Source organism: Ketobacter sp. (assembly GCF_003671495.1).
Lineage (GTDB): Bacteria > Pseudomonadota > Gammaproteobacteria > Pseudomonadales > Ketobacteraceae > Ketobacter.
The window spans coordinates 1-17326 of sequence record NZ_RCHN01000021.1; the positions used below are offsets into that span (position 1 = coordinate 1).

General features: G+C 56.2%; 20 protein-coding genes. 16 read left to right on the forward strand and 4 right to left on the reverse strand.

Features of this window, described 5'->3' with window-relative positions; translation table 11 throughout:
• Positions 1-98: 98 nt before the first annotated feature.
• Positions 99-677: a Maf family protein gene (locus D9N14_RS10945; RefSeq protein WP_290579512.1), complete on the reverse strand. Its 579-nt coding sequence runs from the start codon at positions 675-677 to the stop codon at positions 99-101.
• 206 nt (positions 678-883) lie between these two features.
• Between D9N14_RS10945 and D9N14_RS10950 the strand changes: the two genes are divergently transcribed.
• From D9N14_RS10950 to rmuC, 14 genes are all read left to right on the forward strand, one after another.
• On the forward strand, positions 884-1408 hold the full coding sequence (locus D9N14_RS10950) for a YceD family protein (protein ID WP_290579514.1): 525 nt from the start codon (positions 884-886) through the stop codon (positions 1406-1408).
• Positions 1409-1436: 28 nt separating this feature from the next.
• Positions 1437-1619, forward strand: a complete 183-nt coding sequence (gene rpmF, locus D9N14_RS10955; protein WP_290579516.1) for a 50S ribosomal protein L32 — start codon at positions 1437-1439, stop codon at positions 1617-1619.
• A 38-nt stretch (positions 1620-1657) separates the two neighbouring features.
• Positions 1658-2623, forward strand: coding sequence for a phosphate acyltransferase PlsX (gene plsX, locus D9N14_RS10960; protein WP_317622611.1), 966 nt, complete (start codon positions 1658-1660; stop codon positions 2621-2623).
• A gap of 104 nt (positions 2624-2727) precedes the next feature.
• Complete coding sequence (gene fabD / locus D9N14_RS10965; protein ID WP_290579520.1) at positions 2728-3669, forward strand: ACP S-malonyltransferase; 942 nt, start codon at positions 2728-2730, stop codon at positions 3667-3669.
• Positions 3670-3700: 31 nt separating this feature from the next.
• Positions 3701-4441: a 3-oxoacyl-ACP reductase FabG gene (gene fabG / locus D9N14_RS10970; protein WP_290579522.1), complete on the forward strand. Its 741-nt coding sequence runs from the start codon at positions 3701-3703 to the stop codon at positions 4439-4441.
• Between the two features lie 137 nt (positions 4442-4578).
• On the forward strand, positions 4579-4815 hold the full coding sequence (gene acpP, locus D9N14_RS10975; RefSeq protein WP_290579527.1) for an acyl carrier protein: 237 nt from the start codon (positions 4579-4581) through the stop codon (positions 4813-4815).
• A 219-nt stretch (positions 4816-5034) separates the two neighbouring features.
• Positions 5035-6270, forward strand: coding sequence for a beta-ketoacyl-ACP synthase II (gene fabF / locus D9N14_RS10980; protein WP_290579529.1), 1236 nt, complete (start codon positions 5035-5037; stop codon positions 6268-6270).
• On the forward strand, positions 6263-7099 hold the full coding sequence (gene pabC, locus D9N14_RS10985) for an aminodeoxychorismate lyase (protein WP_290579531.1): 837 nt from the start codon (positions 6263-6265) through the stop codon (positions 7097-7099). Before fabF ends, pabC begins: the two co-directional genes overlap by 8 nt.
• Positions 7087-8124: an endolytic transglycosylase MltG gene (gene mltG / locus D9N14_RS10990; RefSeq protein ID WP_290579533.1), complete on the forward strand. Its 1038-nt coding sequence runs from the start codon at positions 7087-7089 to the stop codon at positions 8122-8124. The genes pabC and mltG overlap by 13 nt, the downstream gene beginning before the upstream one ends.
• Positions 8125-8156: 32 nt before the next feature.
• On the forward strand, positions 8157-8804 hold the full coding sequence (gene tmk, locus D9N14_RS10995; RefSeq protein WP_290579535.1) for a dTMP kinase: 648 nt from the start codon (positions 8157-8159) through the stop codon (positions 8802-8804).
• Positions 8801-9808 carry a DNA polymerase III subunit delta' gene (locus D9N14_RS11000; RefSeq protein WP_290579537.1) on the forward strand — a complete coding sequence of 336 codons (1008 nt, stop codon included), beginning with the start codon at positions 8801-8803 and terminating at the stop codon, positions 9806-9808. The genes tmk and D9N14_RS11000 overlap by 4 nt, the downstream gene beginning before the upstream one ends.
• A gap of 64 nt (positions 9809-9872) precedes the next feature.
• Positions 9873-10220, forward strand: coding sequence for a PilZ domain-containing protein (locus tag D9N14_RS11005; RefSeq protein WP_290579539.1), 348 nt, complete (start codon positions 9873-9875; stop codon positions 10218-10220).
• A gap of 149 nt (positions 10221-10369) precedes the next feature.
• On the forward strand, positions 10370-11176 hold the full coding sequence (locus D9N14_RS11010) for a TatD family hydrolase (protein WP_290579541.1): 807 nt from the start codon (positions 10370-10372) through the stop codon (positions 11174-11176).
• A 2-nt stretch (positions 11177-11178) separates the two neighbouring features.
• The gene (gene rmuC, locus D9N14_RS11015) at positions 11179-12651 is read left to right on the forward strand and encodes a DNA recombination protein RmuC (RefSeq protein WP_290579546.1); all 1473 of its coding nucleotides are present in this window, start codon (positions 11179-11181) and stop codon (positions 12649-12651) included.
• On the opposite strand, the gene D9N14_RS11020 is transcribed toward rmuC, so the two are convergent.
• The 3 genes from D9N14_RS11020 to D9N14_RS11030 all read right to left on the reverse strand — a co-directional run bounded on the left by D9N14_RS11020 (position 12648) and on the right by D9N14_RS11030 (position 15706).
• Positions 12648-13241: a PDC sensor domain-containing protein gene (locus D9N14_RS11020; RefSeq protein WP_290579548.1), complete on the reverse strand. Its 594-nt coding sequence runs from the start codon at positions 13239-13241 to the stop codon at positions 12648-12650. The genes rmuC and D9N14_RS11020 overlap by 4 nt on opposite strands.
• A 337-nt stretch (positions 13242-13578) precedes the next feature.
• Positions 13579-14544 carry a hypothetical protein gene (locus tag D9N14_RS11025; protein ID WP_290579550.1) on the reverse strand — a complete coding sequence of 322 codons (966 nt, stop codon included), beginning with the start codon at positions 14542-14544 and terminating at the stop codon, positions 13579-13581.
• A gap of 34 nt (positions 14545-14578) precedes the next feature.
• Positions 14579-15706: an aminotransferase class V-fold PLP-dependent enzyme gene (locus D9N14_RS11030; RefSeq protein WP_290579552.1), complete on the reverse strand. Its 1128-nt coding sequence runs from the start codon at positions 15704-15706 to the stop codon at positions 14579-14581.
• 223 nt (positions 15707-15929) lie between these two features.
• Here D9N14_RS11030 and D9N14_RS11035 point away from each other — a divergent pair, with 223 nt between their 5' ends.
• A complete protein-coding gene (locus D9N14_RS11035) occupies positions 15930-16550 on the forward strand; it encodes a TetR/AcrR family transcriptional regulator (protein ID WP_317622612.1) in 621 nt (206 codons plus the stop codon).
• Positions 16551-16621: 71 nt separating this feature from the next.
• A complete protein-coding gene (locus tag D9N14_RS11040; RefSeq protein ID WP_290579556.1) occupies positions 16622-17272 on the forward strand; it encodes a DUF4823 domain-containing protein in 651 nt (216 codons plus the stop codon).
• The last annotated feature ends 54 nt before the right edge of the window (positions 17273-17326 follow it).

Here is a 17326-nt window from a genome sequence, read left to right on the forward strand (position 1 = left end):
ATCACAGGGTGCGCGACTTACAGCTCACGCACGCCGTAGCACCTAACAATATAAGTGTAGACGCCCGATGAAATTTGTTCAGAATTTGGCAAAAAAAATTACGGAATTTGTATACCTTGTTGCCGCAACATTTCAGCTAATTTTATTAGGGGTAAGCCAATCAACGCGTTAGGATCATCCCCTTCCAATTTCTTGAATAAGGTTATTCCCAGGCCTTCAGATTTAAAGCTTCCTGCGCAGTTAAAGGGCGTCTCTTTTTCGAGGTAACGCCGGATTTCATCCTCGTTCAGCTCCCGGAAGTGGACGTGAAAAGGCTCAACCACAGATTGGCCTTGGCCCGTTGTTGCATCATAAAGACAGAGGCTGGTAAAAAACGTGACCGTGTTTCCACTGCTGGCTTTCAATTGCTGAATGGCCGGTTCCATGGACCCGGGTTTGCCGTTGATCTGTCCATGCAGAACTGAGACCTGGTCACTGGCTATGATGAGCGCCTCGGGGTATCGGGCAGCGACGGCTTCCGCCTTTTGTCGGGCCAGGCGAGCCACCAGTTGCTCAGGCCGTTCGCCGGGAGCGGGGGTTTCGTCGATGTCCGGTGAGCAGGTTTCAAAGTCGGCGATCAGTTTGCGCAATAATTCCCGGCGAAAAGGGGAGCTGGACCCCAAGATAATCTGTCTCACTGTTCTCTCCGTAAGCTGCTTGAATAACAGCTTAAATAACAGAAGGTTAAACTCGATGTTTGGCAAACCCTAAGCCAGTAAGGGTGCGTGTTGGTCAGGATTTGCGGGGGAACCATGATCCCATAGCCAAAATGCCTGATCCAGTTGAAAAAAAGCCTGTTAAAGCCTTTGACAGAGTGCGGTACTGACCATAGAATTGCGCGCTTATGTTTGAGCACCCACTGCCCACAACCATCAAACCGGTGAAACTTGCCCGACAGGAAGGCAAGCTGATCGGGTTTATGCCGCTAAAGCAGCTGGTTAATCTGGCAGCAGATTGTGTCTCCGACCAGGGCCGAGTCGAAGCCGACCTTGCCCTGAAGATGGAGCAGGCCCGGCCGGAATTGCATGGCAGCGCAAGTGCTGACGTCAAGCTGGTATGCCAGCGCTGTCTGGAGCCGGTGGATGTACGGGTTGAAGTGAAGATTGCACTGGGATTCGTGCAAACGGAGGCCCAGATGGCGGAACTGCCGGAAAGCCTTGAGCCGTTTATGCTTGAGGAAGAGGAGATTCCCCTGGCAGAGCTGCTCGAACAGGAATTGATTTTGGCGTTGCCCATCGTTGCTTATCACTCAGCCTGCGAACCCTATCCTTATGAGGGGAAAGAGGCCGCCGAGGCAGCCGTGGATGAGAAGCCCAACCCGTTTGCTGTTCTGGAACAGCTTAAGGGCAAAACGAACAAACCCGATTAAGATAAAGTTGTAACTCAGGAGCATAACAATGGCAGTTCAACAGAACCGTAAAACCCGATCCAAGCGTGGCATGCGCCGTTCTCACGACAGCCTGTCCCGACCCACGTTGTCTGAAGACGTAACCACCGGTGAAGTTCATCGTCGCCATCACGTTACTCCGGACGGTTTCTACCGTGGTCGTCAGGTCATCGCCAGTAAAGACGACGAGTAAGCCCAGACCTCAGTATGGTTACCCTTGCGGTTGACGCAATGGGCGGGGACTTCGGTCCCGATGTAACAGTACCCGCAGTCCTGCGAGCCCTATCAGAGCAGCAGGACTTGCGGGTTTTGTTGTTTGGTGATCAGCAAAAACTGCAAGCGATTGTGGGGCCACGCAACGTGGATCGCCTCACGATTTGCCATTGTGAGCAGAGCATTGGTATGGGGGAATCCCCAGCCATCGCGTTGCGGACGAAGAAGCAATCTTCCATGGGTTTGATGTTGAGTGCGGTTCAGGATGGCCGGGCGGACGGTTGTGTCAGCGCGGGCAATACCGGTGCGCTCATGGCCCTCAGTCGCCACATTCTCAAAACCACCGAGTCCATTGATCGTCCCGCTATTATATCGGCCCTGCCTCGGGAAGATGGCAAGCATACCTTTGTCCTGGATTTGGGCGCCAATGTGGGCTGCGATTCGGAACAGCTGTATCAATTTGCCGTCATGGGGCAGGCGGTGGCCCAGGTGCTGGATGGCAGTGCCAGGCCATCGGTGGCACTCCTCAATATTGGCAGCGAAGAAATCAAAGGCAACGATCAGGTGAAAGCCGCCAATGACCTGTTACGCGCAGATCAATCCCTCAACTACCTGGGTTATGTGGAAGGTTCCGATTTGTTCCGGGACAAAGTGGATGTAGTGGTTTGTGATGGTTTTGTGGGCAATGTGGCACTGAAAACCATCGAAGGCCTGGCCCGATACATCATTTCCGAGGTGCGTCGCGAATTTTCCCGCAGCGTATGGAGCCGGATACTGGGGCTTCTGGTTGCACCGTTGTGGCGCAAACTGGAAAGCCGGATCAATCCCAGCGGCTACAACGGGGCCGCATTTGTCGGCTTGAGGGGCGTGGTGGTGAAAAGCCACGGCAACGCGGACGCGATTGAATTCAATCAGGCCATACTGGCGGCCCGTCAGTATGTGGATAAGAAATTACCGGAAAAAATCGAAACTCTGCTGAGATGATGCTGCCAAATTTTGTTACTTTTCCGATGAGCAGCCCGTGCCTATGCCGGTTATGATTGGCAAATCTTCTGCAGGCTGATTGCCCATTGAATACAAGGTATGTCATGAATAAAGAACTCGCGTTTATCTTCCCGGGTCAGGGATCCCAGGCCGTTGGCATGATGGCAGATTTGAATCTTGCTCATCCTGCGGTGAAGCAGACCTTTGACGAGGCATCCGAAGCCTTCGGTCAGGATATGTGGCAGTTGGCCCAGAATGGCCCGGACACACTGCTGGCCCAAACCGAGATAACCCAACCCATTATGTTCGTGGCCGGGTTGGCCGCCTGGCGGGCCTGGTGTGCGGCCACCGAAGTGCGTCCAGCGCTGATGGCCGGGCACAGCCTGGGGGAATACACTGCCTACGTTGCCTCCGGTGCGATCTCGTTGAGCGAAGGGGTCAGTCTGGTGAAGCGGCGTGGCGAGTTGATGCGTGATGCCTGCCCGGGTGGACAGGGTAAAATGGCCGCCTTGCTGGGACTGGACGATGACAAGGCGATCGCGGTCTGTGGTGATGCCGCCCAGGGCGACGTGGTGCAGGCGGTCAATTTCAACTCTCCCGGTCAAGTGGTGATTGCTGGTCATGCCGCCGCGGTGGACCGGGCCATCGAATTGGCAAAAGAAGCCGGTGCTAAAAAAGCTATGCCCCTGGCGGTGAGCGTGCCCTGTCATTCCGACCTGATGAGGCCGGCTGCGGAGGAATTGGCAGAACAGCTGCGGGCCACGGAGATTTCCGCACCGGCCATTCCCGTGGTGAACAATATTGATGCACAGATTGAGCTGGACCCGGCCCGGATTCGGGAAAAACTGATCGCACAGTTGTACAGCCCGGTGCTGTGGGTGGCTTCGGTGAACACCATGGCCGAAGCCGGTATTACCACGCTGGTGGAGTGTGGTCCGGGGAAAGTGTTGTGTGGTATGAGCAAACGTATTGTACGGGGTCTGAATGTGTTTACACTGCAGGACCAGGCCGGATTCGATGCAACTCTGGCCGCCCTTAATTCATAAATAACGATAACGACCGATAAAGGAGTGCGACATGTCCCTAGAGGGTAAAGTGGCATTGGTAACCGGTGCCAGCCGCGGAATAGGCAGGGCAATCGCTGAATCACTGATCAAGCAAGGCGTCATTGTGGCGGGAACCGCGACCACGGAATCCGGTGCCGAGAAAATATCTGAATACATCAGCGCAGCCGGTGGTAACGGCAAGGGGTACTGTCTGAACGTGACCGATCCGTCCAGCATTGATGTGGTGATGAACGAGATCCAGAAGGAGTTTGGTGCGCCGCTGATTCTGGTGAACAATGCGGGAATCACGCGGGACAATCTGATGTTGCGCATGAAAGAGGAGGAGTGGGATCAGGTCATCGACACTAACCTCACATCGGTATTCCGCATGAGCAAAGCCTGCTTGCGCGGCATGACCAAAGCCCGTTGGGGCCGTATCATCAACATCAGTTCGGTGGTAGGGCTGATGGGTAACATGGGGCAAGCGAATTACAGCGCGGCCAAATCCGGTCTGGAGGGGTTCACCCGCTCCCTGGCGAAAGAAATCGGCTCCCGTGGTATTACCGTGAACGCGGTGGCCCCCGGTTTTATCGATACTGACATGACCAAAGAGCTGCCGGAAGCCAACAAGGAGTTGATGCTGGCTCAAATTCCCGCTGGGCGTTTGGGCCAGCCGGAGGAGATCGCGGCGACCGTCACCTTCCTCGCCGGTGAAGAATCTGGTTACATTACAGGGGCAACAATTCCTGTTAATGGCGGTATGTATATGTGATATAGTTGCCGCACTGGTTTGATGGTGCCTGCCGGGGCCCAAAGCCGCTCTGGGGAAGGCTTTACAGGCACACTGCTTTATATAAACTATAAAACCCTAATGTATATAGGGATCAATGCACAGGAGATAAGAGTCAAATGAGTAGCAATATCGAAGAGCGCGTCAAGAAGATCGTAGCCGAACAGCTTGGCGTAAAACTGGAAGAGGTCACTAATGACGCTTCTTTCGTCGAAGATCTGGGGGCTGACTCTCTTGACACCGTCGAGTTGGTAATGGCTCTGGAAGAAGAATTCGAAACTGAGATTCCTGACGAAGAAGCTGAGAAAATCACCAAAGTTCAGGAAGCCATCGATTACGTTCAAGCTAACCTGTAAGCTGTTCTCGATATCGTAAAGCCGCTGTTTTTCAGCGGCTTTTTTTTGCCTGTTGATTCAGGCCCAGGCGTTCAGTGGGATCATCATTGCGTTTGATAATGTCTGGTTACGAAATCTTTTGAAAGATATTTCATCTATATAACAAATATGTAACAAGGGTAAACTAGCGTTCCAGGTGGATATACTTGGGATTCAGATTAGCCGTTTGGAGGAAGTGTTGTGAGCCGCAGAGTGGTGATCACTGGGATGGGGGCTGTTACCCCCTTGGGTAACAGCGTGGAAGAGACCTGGCAAGGTCTGCTGGCAGGAAAGAGTGGTATAGCCCCAATCGACAACTACGATGTCTCCAGTTATGCGACCAAGTTCGCCGGCCAGATTCGTGGTCTGGACGTAACGGAGTACATGTCGGCGAAAGAAGCGCGCAAGATCGATCCATTCATTCAGTATGGATTGGTGGCCAGCATTCAGGCCATCCGTGACTCCGGGCTGGAGGTGACGGATGCCAATCGCAAACGGATTGGGGTCGCAGTGGGCTCCGGCATCGGCGGTATCGGAACCATCGAGCGCAACAAAGAGTTGCTGGATAAGGGCGGTGTGCGCAAGGTCAGTCCGTTCCTGGTACCGGGCTCCATCATCAATATGATCTCTGGCAATCTGTCCATCATGTACGGCCTGCAGGGCCCGAACTGGGCAATCACCACGGCCTGTACAACCGCAACCCATTGCATTGGTTACGCCTCCCGTATGATCAAGTACGGCGACGTAGACGTCATGGTTGCCGGTGGTGGCGAGTGTGGCTCATCCCCATTGGGTATGGCTGGCTTTGTGGCGGCACGGGCTCTGTCCAGTCGCAATGACGACCCACAGGCGGCGAGCCGTCCCTGGGATCGTGATCGTGACGGGTTTGTGCTGGCGGACGGCGCCGGGGTGCTGGTGCTGGAAGAGTACGAGCATGCCAAGCAGCGCGGCGCCAAGATTTACGGAGAGTTGATCGGCTTCGGTGCCAGCAGCGACGCCCATCATATTACTGCGCCCCCGGAAGATGGGCGCGGCGCGGCGGATGCCATGTTGAACGCCATCAATGACGCCGGCATCAATGGTGCGGAGGTGGACTATGTGAATGCCCATGGGACCTCCACCCAGGCAGGGGACATTGCGGAAACCAACGCCATCAAGTCGGTGTTCGGCGATCACGCATACCAACTGTCTGTCAGCTCCACCAAGTCCATGGTGGGTCATTTGTTGGGGGCCGCCGGCGGAGTGGAAGCCGTGTTTACCCTGCTGGCCATGCAGGACCAGGTGGCTCCCCCCACCATCAACCTGGACAATCCCGATGACGGTTGCGATCTGGACTACGTGCCCCACACGGCCAAGGAGCGCAAGATCGAGATCGCGGTGTCCAATTCATTCGGCTTTGGCGGAACCAACGGCACTCTTGTCTTCAAGCGTGTCTGACAACGTCGCAGCGAGCGTCCCCACCTGGATCAACGGGCAGCCTGCTGATGCGGTGCCCGTTTCCGATCGTGGCTTGGCCTACGGTGACGGATTGTTTGAAACGCTTCGGGTCACTCAGTCTGGCCCTGTGCTGCTCGACCTGCACCTTGAGCGCCTGCAGCAGGGGTTGCAGCGGCTGGCAATTCCCCACGATTGGCAGTGCCTTGCCAATGAGGTCCAGAGTTACCCGGGCCTGCAATGCCCTGGCGTGGTGAAGTGGACAGTAACCCGGGGGCAGGGCGGACGGGGTTACAGCGCAAACCAGGTGCAGGGCCCCACCCGCATCCTTTCCTGGTACCCATTACCGCTTTATCCCAAAGAATACGCTACGGCGGGGGTGTCGGTGCATTCCTGTCAGCAGGCGCTGGCGGAACAGCCGGTCTTGGCCGGTTTGAAACACTTGAATCGCCTGGAGCAGGTTTTGGCGCGGCAAGAGTGGGATGATGCCCATCAGGAAGGGCTGATGCTGGACTACCAGGGTAATGTGATCGAGGGGGTTTTCAGCAATCTGTTTCTGGTGCGCCAGGGTCAGCTGTTCACCCCGGATCTTGCGCGCTGTGGTGTGGCGGGCACCATGCGCCGCTGGCTGCTGGAGCAGTTTGATCGTAATGGCTATTGCGTCGCTGTCGGCGGCGTCACGTTCCGGGATATCCAACTTGCTGACGAATGGTTTTTTTGCAACAGTGTTTATGGAATATGGCCCGTGCGCCAATGGGAGCAAAGCACCTGGGGAGTGGGTGAGATCACGCGCCAGGCTCAGCAGTGGGTGAAGGATCGTTGGCAATTCTGAAAAAAATATTGTTGGCCGGGTTGGTATTGGCGGTGCTTGCGTGTGGGGTTGTCCTCTATGCGGTGTCGTGGCTGAATCAATGGGCCGAGGCGCCGATGCGGTTGCAGCAGGATCAGGTCTTGAACGTGCCGCCGGGATCGTCTTTATATCGACTTTCCATCGAGCTGGAGCAACTGGGTTTGATCGAACAGGGGCGCTATCTGCGTTGGTATATCAAGCTCAACAAGCTGGGGCATTTCATCCAGGCCGGTGAATATGCGGTACCCCAGGGCACCACCCCCCATCAACTCATTGCCCGCATTCAAAAGGGCGATGTCATCCAGTATTCTGTGACCCTGATCAACGGTCAAACCTTTGGCGAGTTTCTGCAGACATTGCGGGCTGACCCGGTGTTGATTCAGCGTGTGCCTGACATGACTCATGCTCAGATCCTGGCGGCACTTCAGGAAGAGCGAACCCATCCAGAGGGGTTGTTCTATCCCGACACCTATCACTACCGGCGGGGCGATTCCGATCTGGATATTCTGCGGCGGGCCCACGGGCGTATGGCGGAGCTGCTGGCCCGGGCCTGGGATCAGCGGCAGGAGGGTTTGCCCTACAAGGATGCGTATGAAGCCTTGATCATGGCTTCGATCGTGGAAAAGGAAACCGCTGTGGGCGAAGAGCGGGCGTTGATCGCCGGCGTGTTTGTGAACCGGCTGAACAAGAAAATGCGTTTACAGACCGATCCCACCGTAATTTATGGGCTGGGGGATCAATACCAGGGCAACATCACCCGGGCCCACCTTAAGGCCTACAGCCCCTACAATACCTATCGTATCAACGGGCTGCCGCCAACCCCCATTGCCAATCCGGCGCTGCCGGCCATCGAAGCGGCCTTGCATCCTGCCACCACAAACGCGTTATACTTCGTGGCCAAAGGTGATGGCAGCCATCACTTCTCCGAGACCTTGCAGGAGCATACCAAGGCCGTGCGCCAGTACCAATGGAAGCGCCGGGCCGACTATCGCTCCAGCCCCCAGTAGCCAGCGAATCTAAGACAGCGAATTTCGACTACATGACCCAGCATATTGCCCCCCGTGGCAAGTTCATTACCGTTGAGGGCACCGAAGGGGTGGGTAAAACCACCAACCTGGAGTACGTCCGCAACTGGTTGCAGCAGCGCAATATCCCTTTCATCAGCACCCGGGAACCCGGTGGCACCCCCCTGGCGGAGCAGTTGCGCGCGTTATTGTTGCAACCCCGGGAGGAGGTTGTGGACCAGACCGCGGAGTTGCTGATGGTGTTCGCGGCCCGGGCCCAACACCTGAATCAGGTGATCCAGCCGGCCTTGGCACGGGGCGACTGGGTGCTGTGTGATCGCTTTACCGACGCCACCTATGCTTATCAGGGCGGCGGTCGGGGGATGGACCAGGCGTTGATTGCCCAGCTGGAAGCCCTGGTGCAGGGCAGTCTGCGCCCGGATGCTGTGATTCTGCTGGATGTGCCAGTGGAGATTGGCCTGTCGCGGGCGCGGGAGCGGGGTGATCTGGATCGTTTTGAGCAGGAAGATGTGGCTTTCTTTGAGCGGGTGCGTGCCGCGTACCGGCAACGTGCGCAGGGTCAGGACAGTTACCATCTGGTGGATGCCAGCCAGCCCCTGACGCAGGTGCAGGCAGACCTGGGGCGGGTGCTGGCAGCGTTAGAGAGGCATTGGACGGCATGAGTCTGGCAGATATCAACCACGTGCAGGCGGCCCTGCCCTGGCAGGCCGCCCATTGGGATGGCTTGATGGCCCGCCTGCAGGACCAGCGCATGGCCCATGCCCTGATGCTGCGGGGGGAGGCCGGAACCGGTAAGAACCAGTTCGCCCTGGCCCTGGCCCAGTATCTGCTTTGCAGCAAGCCGGTGGCCAATACCGCCTGTGGCAAGTGTAAGGGGTGTCAGCTCAATCTGGCGGGTTCCCATCCGGACATGACCATCCTGGAGCCGGAAGAGCCCGGTCGTGCCATCAAGGTGGACCAGGTACGGCAGGTGGTGGATTTCGTCAGCAAGAAAGCGCAACTGGATGGTTTTCGCATTGTCATCGTCAGCCCGGCGGAAGCCATGAATGTGAATGCCTCCAATGCCCTGTTGAAGTCTCTGGAGGAGCCCGGGGAGCGCACAGTCTTGATTCTGGTGTCCCACCAGATCACCGGGGTGTTGCCAACCATCCGCAGCCGTTGCCAGGTATTGGACTTTCCCATTCCCGGACGGGAACAGGCGCTGGCCTGGCTGAATACCCTGGTGGGGGACACGGCTAAATCCGAGAAGCTGTTGAACGTGGCCGGCGGTGCCCCGGTGCGGGCCCTGGAGCTGAATCAAAGCCAATGGCTGGGGGAGCGCGCCACGGTCCTGCAGCACTGGCTGGGCGTGTTGACCGGCAAGCGGGACCCGGTGCGCACCGCTGAGGCCTGGAGCCAGTACCCCATCGTGGATGTGCTGGCCTGGTTGCTGGCCTGGCACATTGATCTGGCCAAGCTGGTGGCCGGCGGTGGCAGTGTCATCATGAACGAAGATCTGCGGCCGGACCTGCAGGCTGCGGCCACCGTCATCAACCTGGACCGGCTGTTCGCCTGTCATGATCACCTGCTGCAGGTGAAGCGCATGTTGAACAGCCAGGGTAACCCTAACCCTCAGTTATTATTGGAAGAAATTTTGTTGAAATGGTCACAGGCCGGTCTGCGCTAGCTGGCATTGGATAGGGCACCTGCTAAACTGGTAACAACATAAATGAATTCGGTTCGATAGCATTATGGCAATAGGTGGCTCACGAAGCGGCATTTTGTCCCTCACCATCAAGGACAAGGCGGTGCTCTATGCAGCGTACATGCCCTTCATCCGCAATGGCGGGTTGTTCATTCCCACCAACAAACAGTACAAGTTGGGGGAGGAGGTCTTTCTCCTGTTGAACCTGATGGAAGAGACAGAGAAGATCCCGGTGGCCGGCAAGATCATCTGGGTGACTCCCAAGGGAGCCCAGGGTAACCGCGCTGCGGGCATTGGGGTCCAATTCAATGACCAGGACGACACCGCGCGCTCCAAAATTGAAACCTATCTGGCCGGTGCGCTGGAGTCCGACCGCCCCACCCACACCATGTAAAGGCACTGACCCGTTCTGTTCCGCTGCGGAGGCCAGATCCCCGGCCTCCTCGAATGATCCCTCCGTTCTGTGTAAAATCACAGCCCTGAATCCCGACGGATAATCCGTTGGTCATCGACTTACTGAAACACCAAACAGGAATCCATTTCATGCTGGTAGATTCCCACTGCCATCTGGACAAGCTGGATCTGAGCGCCCACGGCGGGGATCTGGAGGCTGCGTTGCAGGCCGCTTACGACCGCCACATCCGCCACATACTCTGTATTGGCATAAATCTGGAAAACATCGACCAGGTGGTGGCGCTGGCGGAGCGCCATGCACCGGTGTTTGCCTCGGTTGGAGTACATCCGCTGTATCGGGAAAGCCGTGAGCCCACCCAAGAGGATTTGTTGAGCATCGCCCGTCATCCCAAAGTGGTGGCCATCGGTGAAACCGGCCTCGACTATTTCTATGGGGAAGGGGATCTGCAATGGCAGCGGGATCGATTCCACATTCATATCGAAGCGGCGCGACAGTGCCGGTTGCCGCTCATCATCCATACCCGGGGTGCGAAGGAAGACACCTTGCGGGATCTGCGGGAAATTGGCCAGGGTGAGGTGAACGGTGTATTGCATTGCTTTACCGAAGATCTGGATATGGCGAAGCAGGCGTTGGATCTGGGTTTTATGATTTCCATCTCTGGTATTGTCACGTTTCGCAATGCCACAGAGTTGCGCGACGTCGTGAAAGCACTGCCGTTGGATCGACTCCTGGTGGAGACGGACGCGCCCTGGCTGGCGCCGGTTCCCCATCGCGGCAAGCAGAACGAACCCCAATACGTGGTGGAGGTGGCGGAGAAAGTGGCGCAGATCAAAGGGTTGAGTTTGGATGAAGTGGCCCGTGTCACCACTGAGAACTTCTTTACGGTGTTTGCCAAAGCGCGTTTGAACGCGGATCAGGTTGGAGTGCAAGGATGACCATGGAGCTGTCACAACTGCTGATTGCGCTGGGCGGCCTGCTGTTGGGCGCCATACTGGGAGCGTTGATCGGGCATTTTCGGGGGCAGGCCCAGCTGGAAAAAATTCGCGCCCACACCGAGCGCGAAGCGGCCTTGCAGCAGCAGGCGCTGGAGCAACAGCAGCAGAAACTTACGCTGCTGGAACGCAGTGAAGTGGAAAAGAGCGAGTTGCTGGAGCGCTTGAGGCATCAGTTGGGCGAGGCGGAAAAACGGCTGGCCCAGGCCGAGGAGCAAAGCCGCCAGCAGCAACGGTTACAGGACAAATTGGCGGCCACCGAACGCCAGGTGGTGGAGCACCAGCTGGAGCTGAAGCGCGAACACGGTGAAGTAAAAGACCTTAAAGCCCGGTTGGAAGCAGCCCAACGGGAAACCCAGGAAAAACTGCAGTTGCTGCAGGAAGCCAAAGAACAGATGAAACTGGAATTCCAGAACATTGCCAACAAACTGTTCGAGGACAAGAGTGAGAAGTTCACCCAGCAGAATAAAAATAATATGGGGGAGATTCTGAACCCCCTCAAGGAACAGATTTTCGAATTCAAAAAGAAAGTGGAGGACGTGTACGACAAGGAGAGTCGCGACCGGGTCAGTCTGCTGCAGGAAATCGTGTCCCTGAAAGAGTTGAACACCCGCATGAGCACCGATGCCCTGAACCTCACCCGGGCCCTGAAAGGCGACAACAAGGCCCAGGGTAACTGGGGTGAAATGGTGTTGGAAAAGGTTCTGGAGGCGTCCGGTCTGCAGAAAGGGCGCGAATACGAAACCCAAGGCAGCTTTACCAATGAAACCGGGCAACGTTTGCGCCCGGACGTGGTGGTGCACCTGCCGGAAGGCAAGCATGTGGTGATTGATTCCAAAGTGTCGCTGATTGCCTGGGAGCGTTTCTGTGCCGAAGAGGATGCCCGGCAGGATGTGAACCTGCGGGCTCATATTGAATCGATCCGGTCCCATATCAAGGATCTGAGCGCCAAAAACTATCAGGATCTGTACGGTATCAACACGCCGGACTACGTGCTTATGTTTGTGCCCATTGAGCCGGCGTTCCTGAAAGCCCTGGAAAGCGACAGCGGCCTGTTCGGAGATGCTTTTGACAAGAACATCATGTTGGTGTGCCCATCAACATTGCTGGTGACGTTGAAAACCATTCACAACATCTGGCGCTTTGAGTACCAGAACCGCAATGCACTGGAAATCGCCCGCCAGGCTGGCAATCTGCACGATCAGTTTGTGTTGTTCGCGGAATCCCTGGAAGACATCGGGGACAAGATCGACAAAACCCAGCGTGCCTATGACACCGCCCATAAACGCTTGGTTTCCGGTAAAGGGAATCTGGTGCGACGGGTCAGCCAGTTGGAAGCCCTGGGCGCCAAGGCCCGTAAAACCATGCCGGAATCCCTGCAGTTGGACCCGGAAGAGGAGTCTGAAACCCCCAGCTAGGGTTGTACGTTTTTGCAAGGCTCGGAAAAATCAATGACGAACTGGTCAAACCCGATCACCAGCACGCCAATGGCACGGGTTGAGCGCGGGTTATAGATCGGGGCGGAGATCTTGATCAGCATCAAGTGCGTACTTTCATCCAGCATTTCGGATTGAACATACACTTTTCCCTCTGGCAAGCCAATGGCCTGCAGGTACTGGGCTTCATCGCCTTGCCAGAAGTCAGTGGTTTTCTCCGTCGCCGCCACCAAACCGCCGTTGCGTCCGATCAGCAGCCCTTCCCCCTGAATGGAAATGCGTTTTATCCAGTCACGCATGGCCTGTGCCGAAGGATGATTGATGATGGCATCCAGGTAGATGTCCCCGGGCTTCAATGTGGGCCAGAGTGTGTCTAGCCGGTGCGGGTCGGGGGGAGAGGTGTTGTAGTTGTTGACGCCGGCAATGATCACCGGATCGCGGGAAAATTCAATGACACGCTGGCCCAGGCACTCCAGGCGAGGCTGAATCTCAAGGCTGTCCATCTGCGCGAATAATGGAGCCGATAGCGGGGGCATCAGCACCATCAGTAATACACACAATACGTGCTTCAAATTATTGTTCTCCAGCCTGCAACATCCTTGTCCCACCACGTTGACCACAAATCTTGCCAAAAAAAAACCCGGTATCCTGGGGGGGGAACCGGGTTAAGACCAATAGGAGTTAAATATGCGGTACTCGATCCTCGGTACCTGGACCACACTAGGTGACCCAACCAATGTTCATTCTCACGTTTGGGGGGAAGTGAGCAACATCAGTAATGATAAGTATTGTCGAGGTTACGAAAACATCCAGAAAGCTTTTAAACTTATTAGCAATTAAAACAAGCAAATTGCAAAGCTTTCAGAATAAGTATGAAGTTTGCGTACTTATCGTCCTTACTTACCGGTCCTATTGGTCTTGGCGTGAGTTGATGGGCGTGACTTTTTTGGCGTCTGGCTTGGCATCCTGAGCCTTCACATCCTGGTTGACGTCGCCACCCGCTTCGGCACGAGTGCCGGCCACTGGCTCATCCTCTCCCGATTCGACCTGGTTAGATTTAAACACAAGAGCAGGATCCTGCTCCACCCCTGAATAGACGCCGCTGCCTTTCCAGGGGATCAGTCTTTCCTGCTCATAGAGTTTGAAATCGATAAACGGGTATTTGATGATCTCGAAATTAGGCGACTGATCGATCTCATAGGGCATGCATAGTACAGGATGCCGACGGAGCAATTGCACACCCTGGTCTCCGGTGATCTTCACCAGGGGGTAAACCGGAAACTGGATGAAGCCGAAACACTCCGCCACAAAGGCCGCGGTGACATTTTTGGTATGGCGACCGGCCCAGCGCCGGAACAGGCTGCCGCGCCAGCGGGCCGGCAGCAGACTCCAGGGGAAAAAGAAGCGGAGCAGATCAAACAGAAAGCCGCCACCCTTGTGCGCACCCAGACGATTGACACCAAAGCGGATGACCTGGCTGGCGTCCTTTTCGCTGAGGCTTTTGGGGCGACAGATTCGGAGGTGATCCTGTTCGTACTCCGTCAGCGGCGTGACCACAATGCCTTCCCCCAGGCGGGCTTCGATCAGCAGGGGGGTATCCGGCGGGCCGTTAAAAAAATGGCTGATGATGGTTTTCAGGTCCGCGTCCACAATGTCCAGGGGGCGGCCGATGTAAAGCGCCGCATGACTCCAGGGGGATAGGGTCACGTTCTGAATGGTGCGGTCTGCCTTGCTGCTGCCTTCCACCAGCACGACATCACAGGGCCGGATCTCGGCGCGGATGCGATCAAAATCGCTTAATCCATGCTCTTTTGCCTCACCGGTACGGGTCAGCCATTCCAGGATGAATGCGATAAACTGTTTAAAAACCTGCATGATGGTACTCCTGCTTCACGCCTGCATGCCCTGTTTATTGTGGGATCCGTTCCACGGCTTTCACCAGAACGCTGTCCGGGGTGTAGAAATGGGGGGAGAAGCGGACACCGCCGCCACGGCAAGCGCACACCACCCCTTGGTCCCGCAGTTGGGCGAACAAGGATTCTGGCGCAATTCTGCGGTGACGAAAAGTGATAATGCCGGATCTTTGTGGGCGTTCCAGGTCCGTCAACAGCTCCAGGTCACTGCGTTGTTGCAGGGCTGCCTGCAGCAAATGGACTTTGGCCAGCAGCTCCTGGTGCACTTGATCCAGTCCGTACTCCAGCAACAAGCCCAGACTGGCGTTGAGGGCATAGGCGCCCAGCATGTTGGGGCTGCCGCACTCGAACCGCTTGGCGTCTTCGGCGATTTCCCAGGTTTTGCGGTCGTAGTTGCCCCGGTCTTGCACCATATGCCAGCCGAACTGATTCAGGCTGAGTTGATCCAACGCGCGGTCACTGACGTAAAACAGGGCCAGACCCTCCGGCCCCAGCATCCATTTGTGGCCATCCGCCACCACGAAGTCCGCCTGGCAATCCGTGACGGAAAAGGGCAGGGCGCCGATGCTTTGAATGGCGTCCACACAGAACAGGATATTGCGCTCGCGGCAGGCTTGTCCCAGTCGTTCCAGGTCCAACACCAGCCCGCTAGCATACTGCACGGAGCTGACCGACAGCAGGCGCACGGAGTCGTCCAACGCGGCAATGATGTTGTGCTCCGGATCTTCGCCAGCGAGCCCGGCTTCGATCACCTTCACGCCTTTTGACCCGAGTGATTCCCATACAATGCGATTGCTGGGGAATTCCTGGTCGGTGATGACGATGCGGTCCCCGGGGTGCCAGTCCAGGCCGTAGGCGATGGCGGACAGGCCTTCCGAGGTGCTTTTCTGCAGGGCAATGTTGCGGGTGGACGGTGCCCCGATCATCTGTGCCAGTTTGGCCCGCAACGCGTTTTCGGTTTGCAGCCAGACCGGGTAATCGGTGGCACCCCGCTGCAGGTTCTCCCGGGCGAATGCCTGCACCGCGTCCGCCGTCCGTTTGGGCCAGGGCGCCACGGCGGCATGGTTGAGGTAACAGATATCTGGGTCCTGGGGAAATTCCTGTTCTAGCAAGCGCTTGGACACGGGTTTGAATCCTCGTTGTTTTATCCGGATAGTCTATAGTGTGAAAGGGCGTGACTCAAAGGTCACGGATGGGGTGGGCCGGGGTTGCCCGACAACCTGCTGTTTTATAAGGTCGAATTGTTCAAAAAAGAAGATATTGGCCGCCAAGTTATAGGAAATGGTGTTCAAATTGCGCATAATTGCGCACCAAATTGCGGTAGCGGAGTCTAGGTAGATGAGTGATTTGCAGAAAGCCAGCCAGAAAGCACAGGAATTTCGCAAACGTGAAGAGGAAATCCTGGAACGGGCCCAGGAGCTCTTTATCGCCCACGGGGAAGACAAGGTCACCGTGGAGATGATTGCAGACGCCGTGAACATTGGCAAAGGCACCATCTACAAACACTTCGAAACCAAGGACGAGATCTATTTGCGGCTCATGATCCGATATGAGGAGGAGCTGGCGGAGATGTTCGACCGCCTCAATGAGGGGCAGACCCAGGACCGCGCCAAGCTGGCCAAGGATTATTTCTCATTCCGCATGAAAGACCCGGAAAAATACGCGTTGTTTGATCGCCTTGAGCACAAACTTACCAATCGAACGTCCTGCCCCGACCTGGTGGCAAAACTGCACGAAATCCGTGCCAGCAACCTGGATAAACTGGCCAGCGAGATCAAATCCAAAATCGACGATGGCACCCTGGAAAACGTACCCCCGTATTTTCATATCTTTGCGGCCTGGGCGCTGGTGCATGGCGCCGTCGCCCTGTACCACTCCAAGTTCTATCAGGAGTTCATTGAGGATAAAGAAGGCTTCTTCAATTTCCTGGGGGATGTGGGCATCCGCATGGGCAATCGCCGCAAATAAAACCCTTTCCTGCCGGAACCTGAGTTCTCCTCAACTATACTGAAAGCATTCGTATAGCGAGGAGAACGTCTGTGCTGATCCGATTTCTGCTGCTTGGACTCTGTGTGGTGCTGGGGGCGTGCTCCTCTGAGACATACCTGGCCAACTCGTCCACCTCCACCTTTGACCGTTATTCCCCGGTGGGAAGCCGACAGGTGAGCCGGGACCAGCAGCTGGTGTTGGCGTCCCACTATCATATCCGGATCGGTTATGCCGCTGACGGGCGTTCCAGCAAAGAGGTGGCTGACCTCAATCTGAGTGCGCGGGACAGCCTGGCCCGTTACCTGAAACGTTATTTCTCCCATGTCCAGGTGGCAAACGAACCGCAGTCACTGCCTTTGGCCCTGCAAAACGCCCGCTCTGCAGGCGCGCAGTTGCTGTTGTATCCCCGCATCGAAAACTGGCCCAACATTGAACCGATTCGGGTACAGGAATGCGAAGACGACGACGGCAACCGCAAAACCAGCCTGGGCGCCTGCGAGCAAACCAGTGAGTCACAGTCTGCGGAACTGGTGCTGAGTGTGGGGATTTACGATGTGCTTTCCGGACAGCATCTGGATTCCATCCAGGCACGTTCCGAACGGGGTATGGCAGCGTATTTTTATAATAATAACCAGCAGGAACTGGATGAATTAAGTCAGATGATTGTGATGCGATTGAATGCCAGCGGGGGACGCTATTAGTGTTGTGCACTTAACATTCATTGGTGTTAAGATTGTGTTGTCCTATTGTTTTAC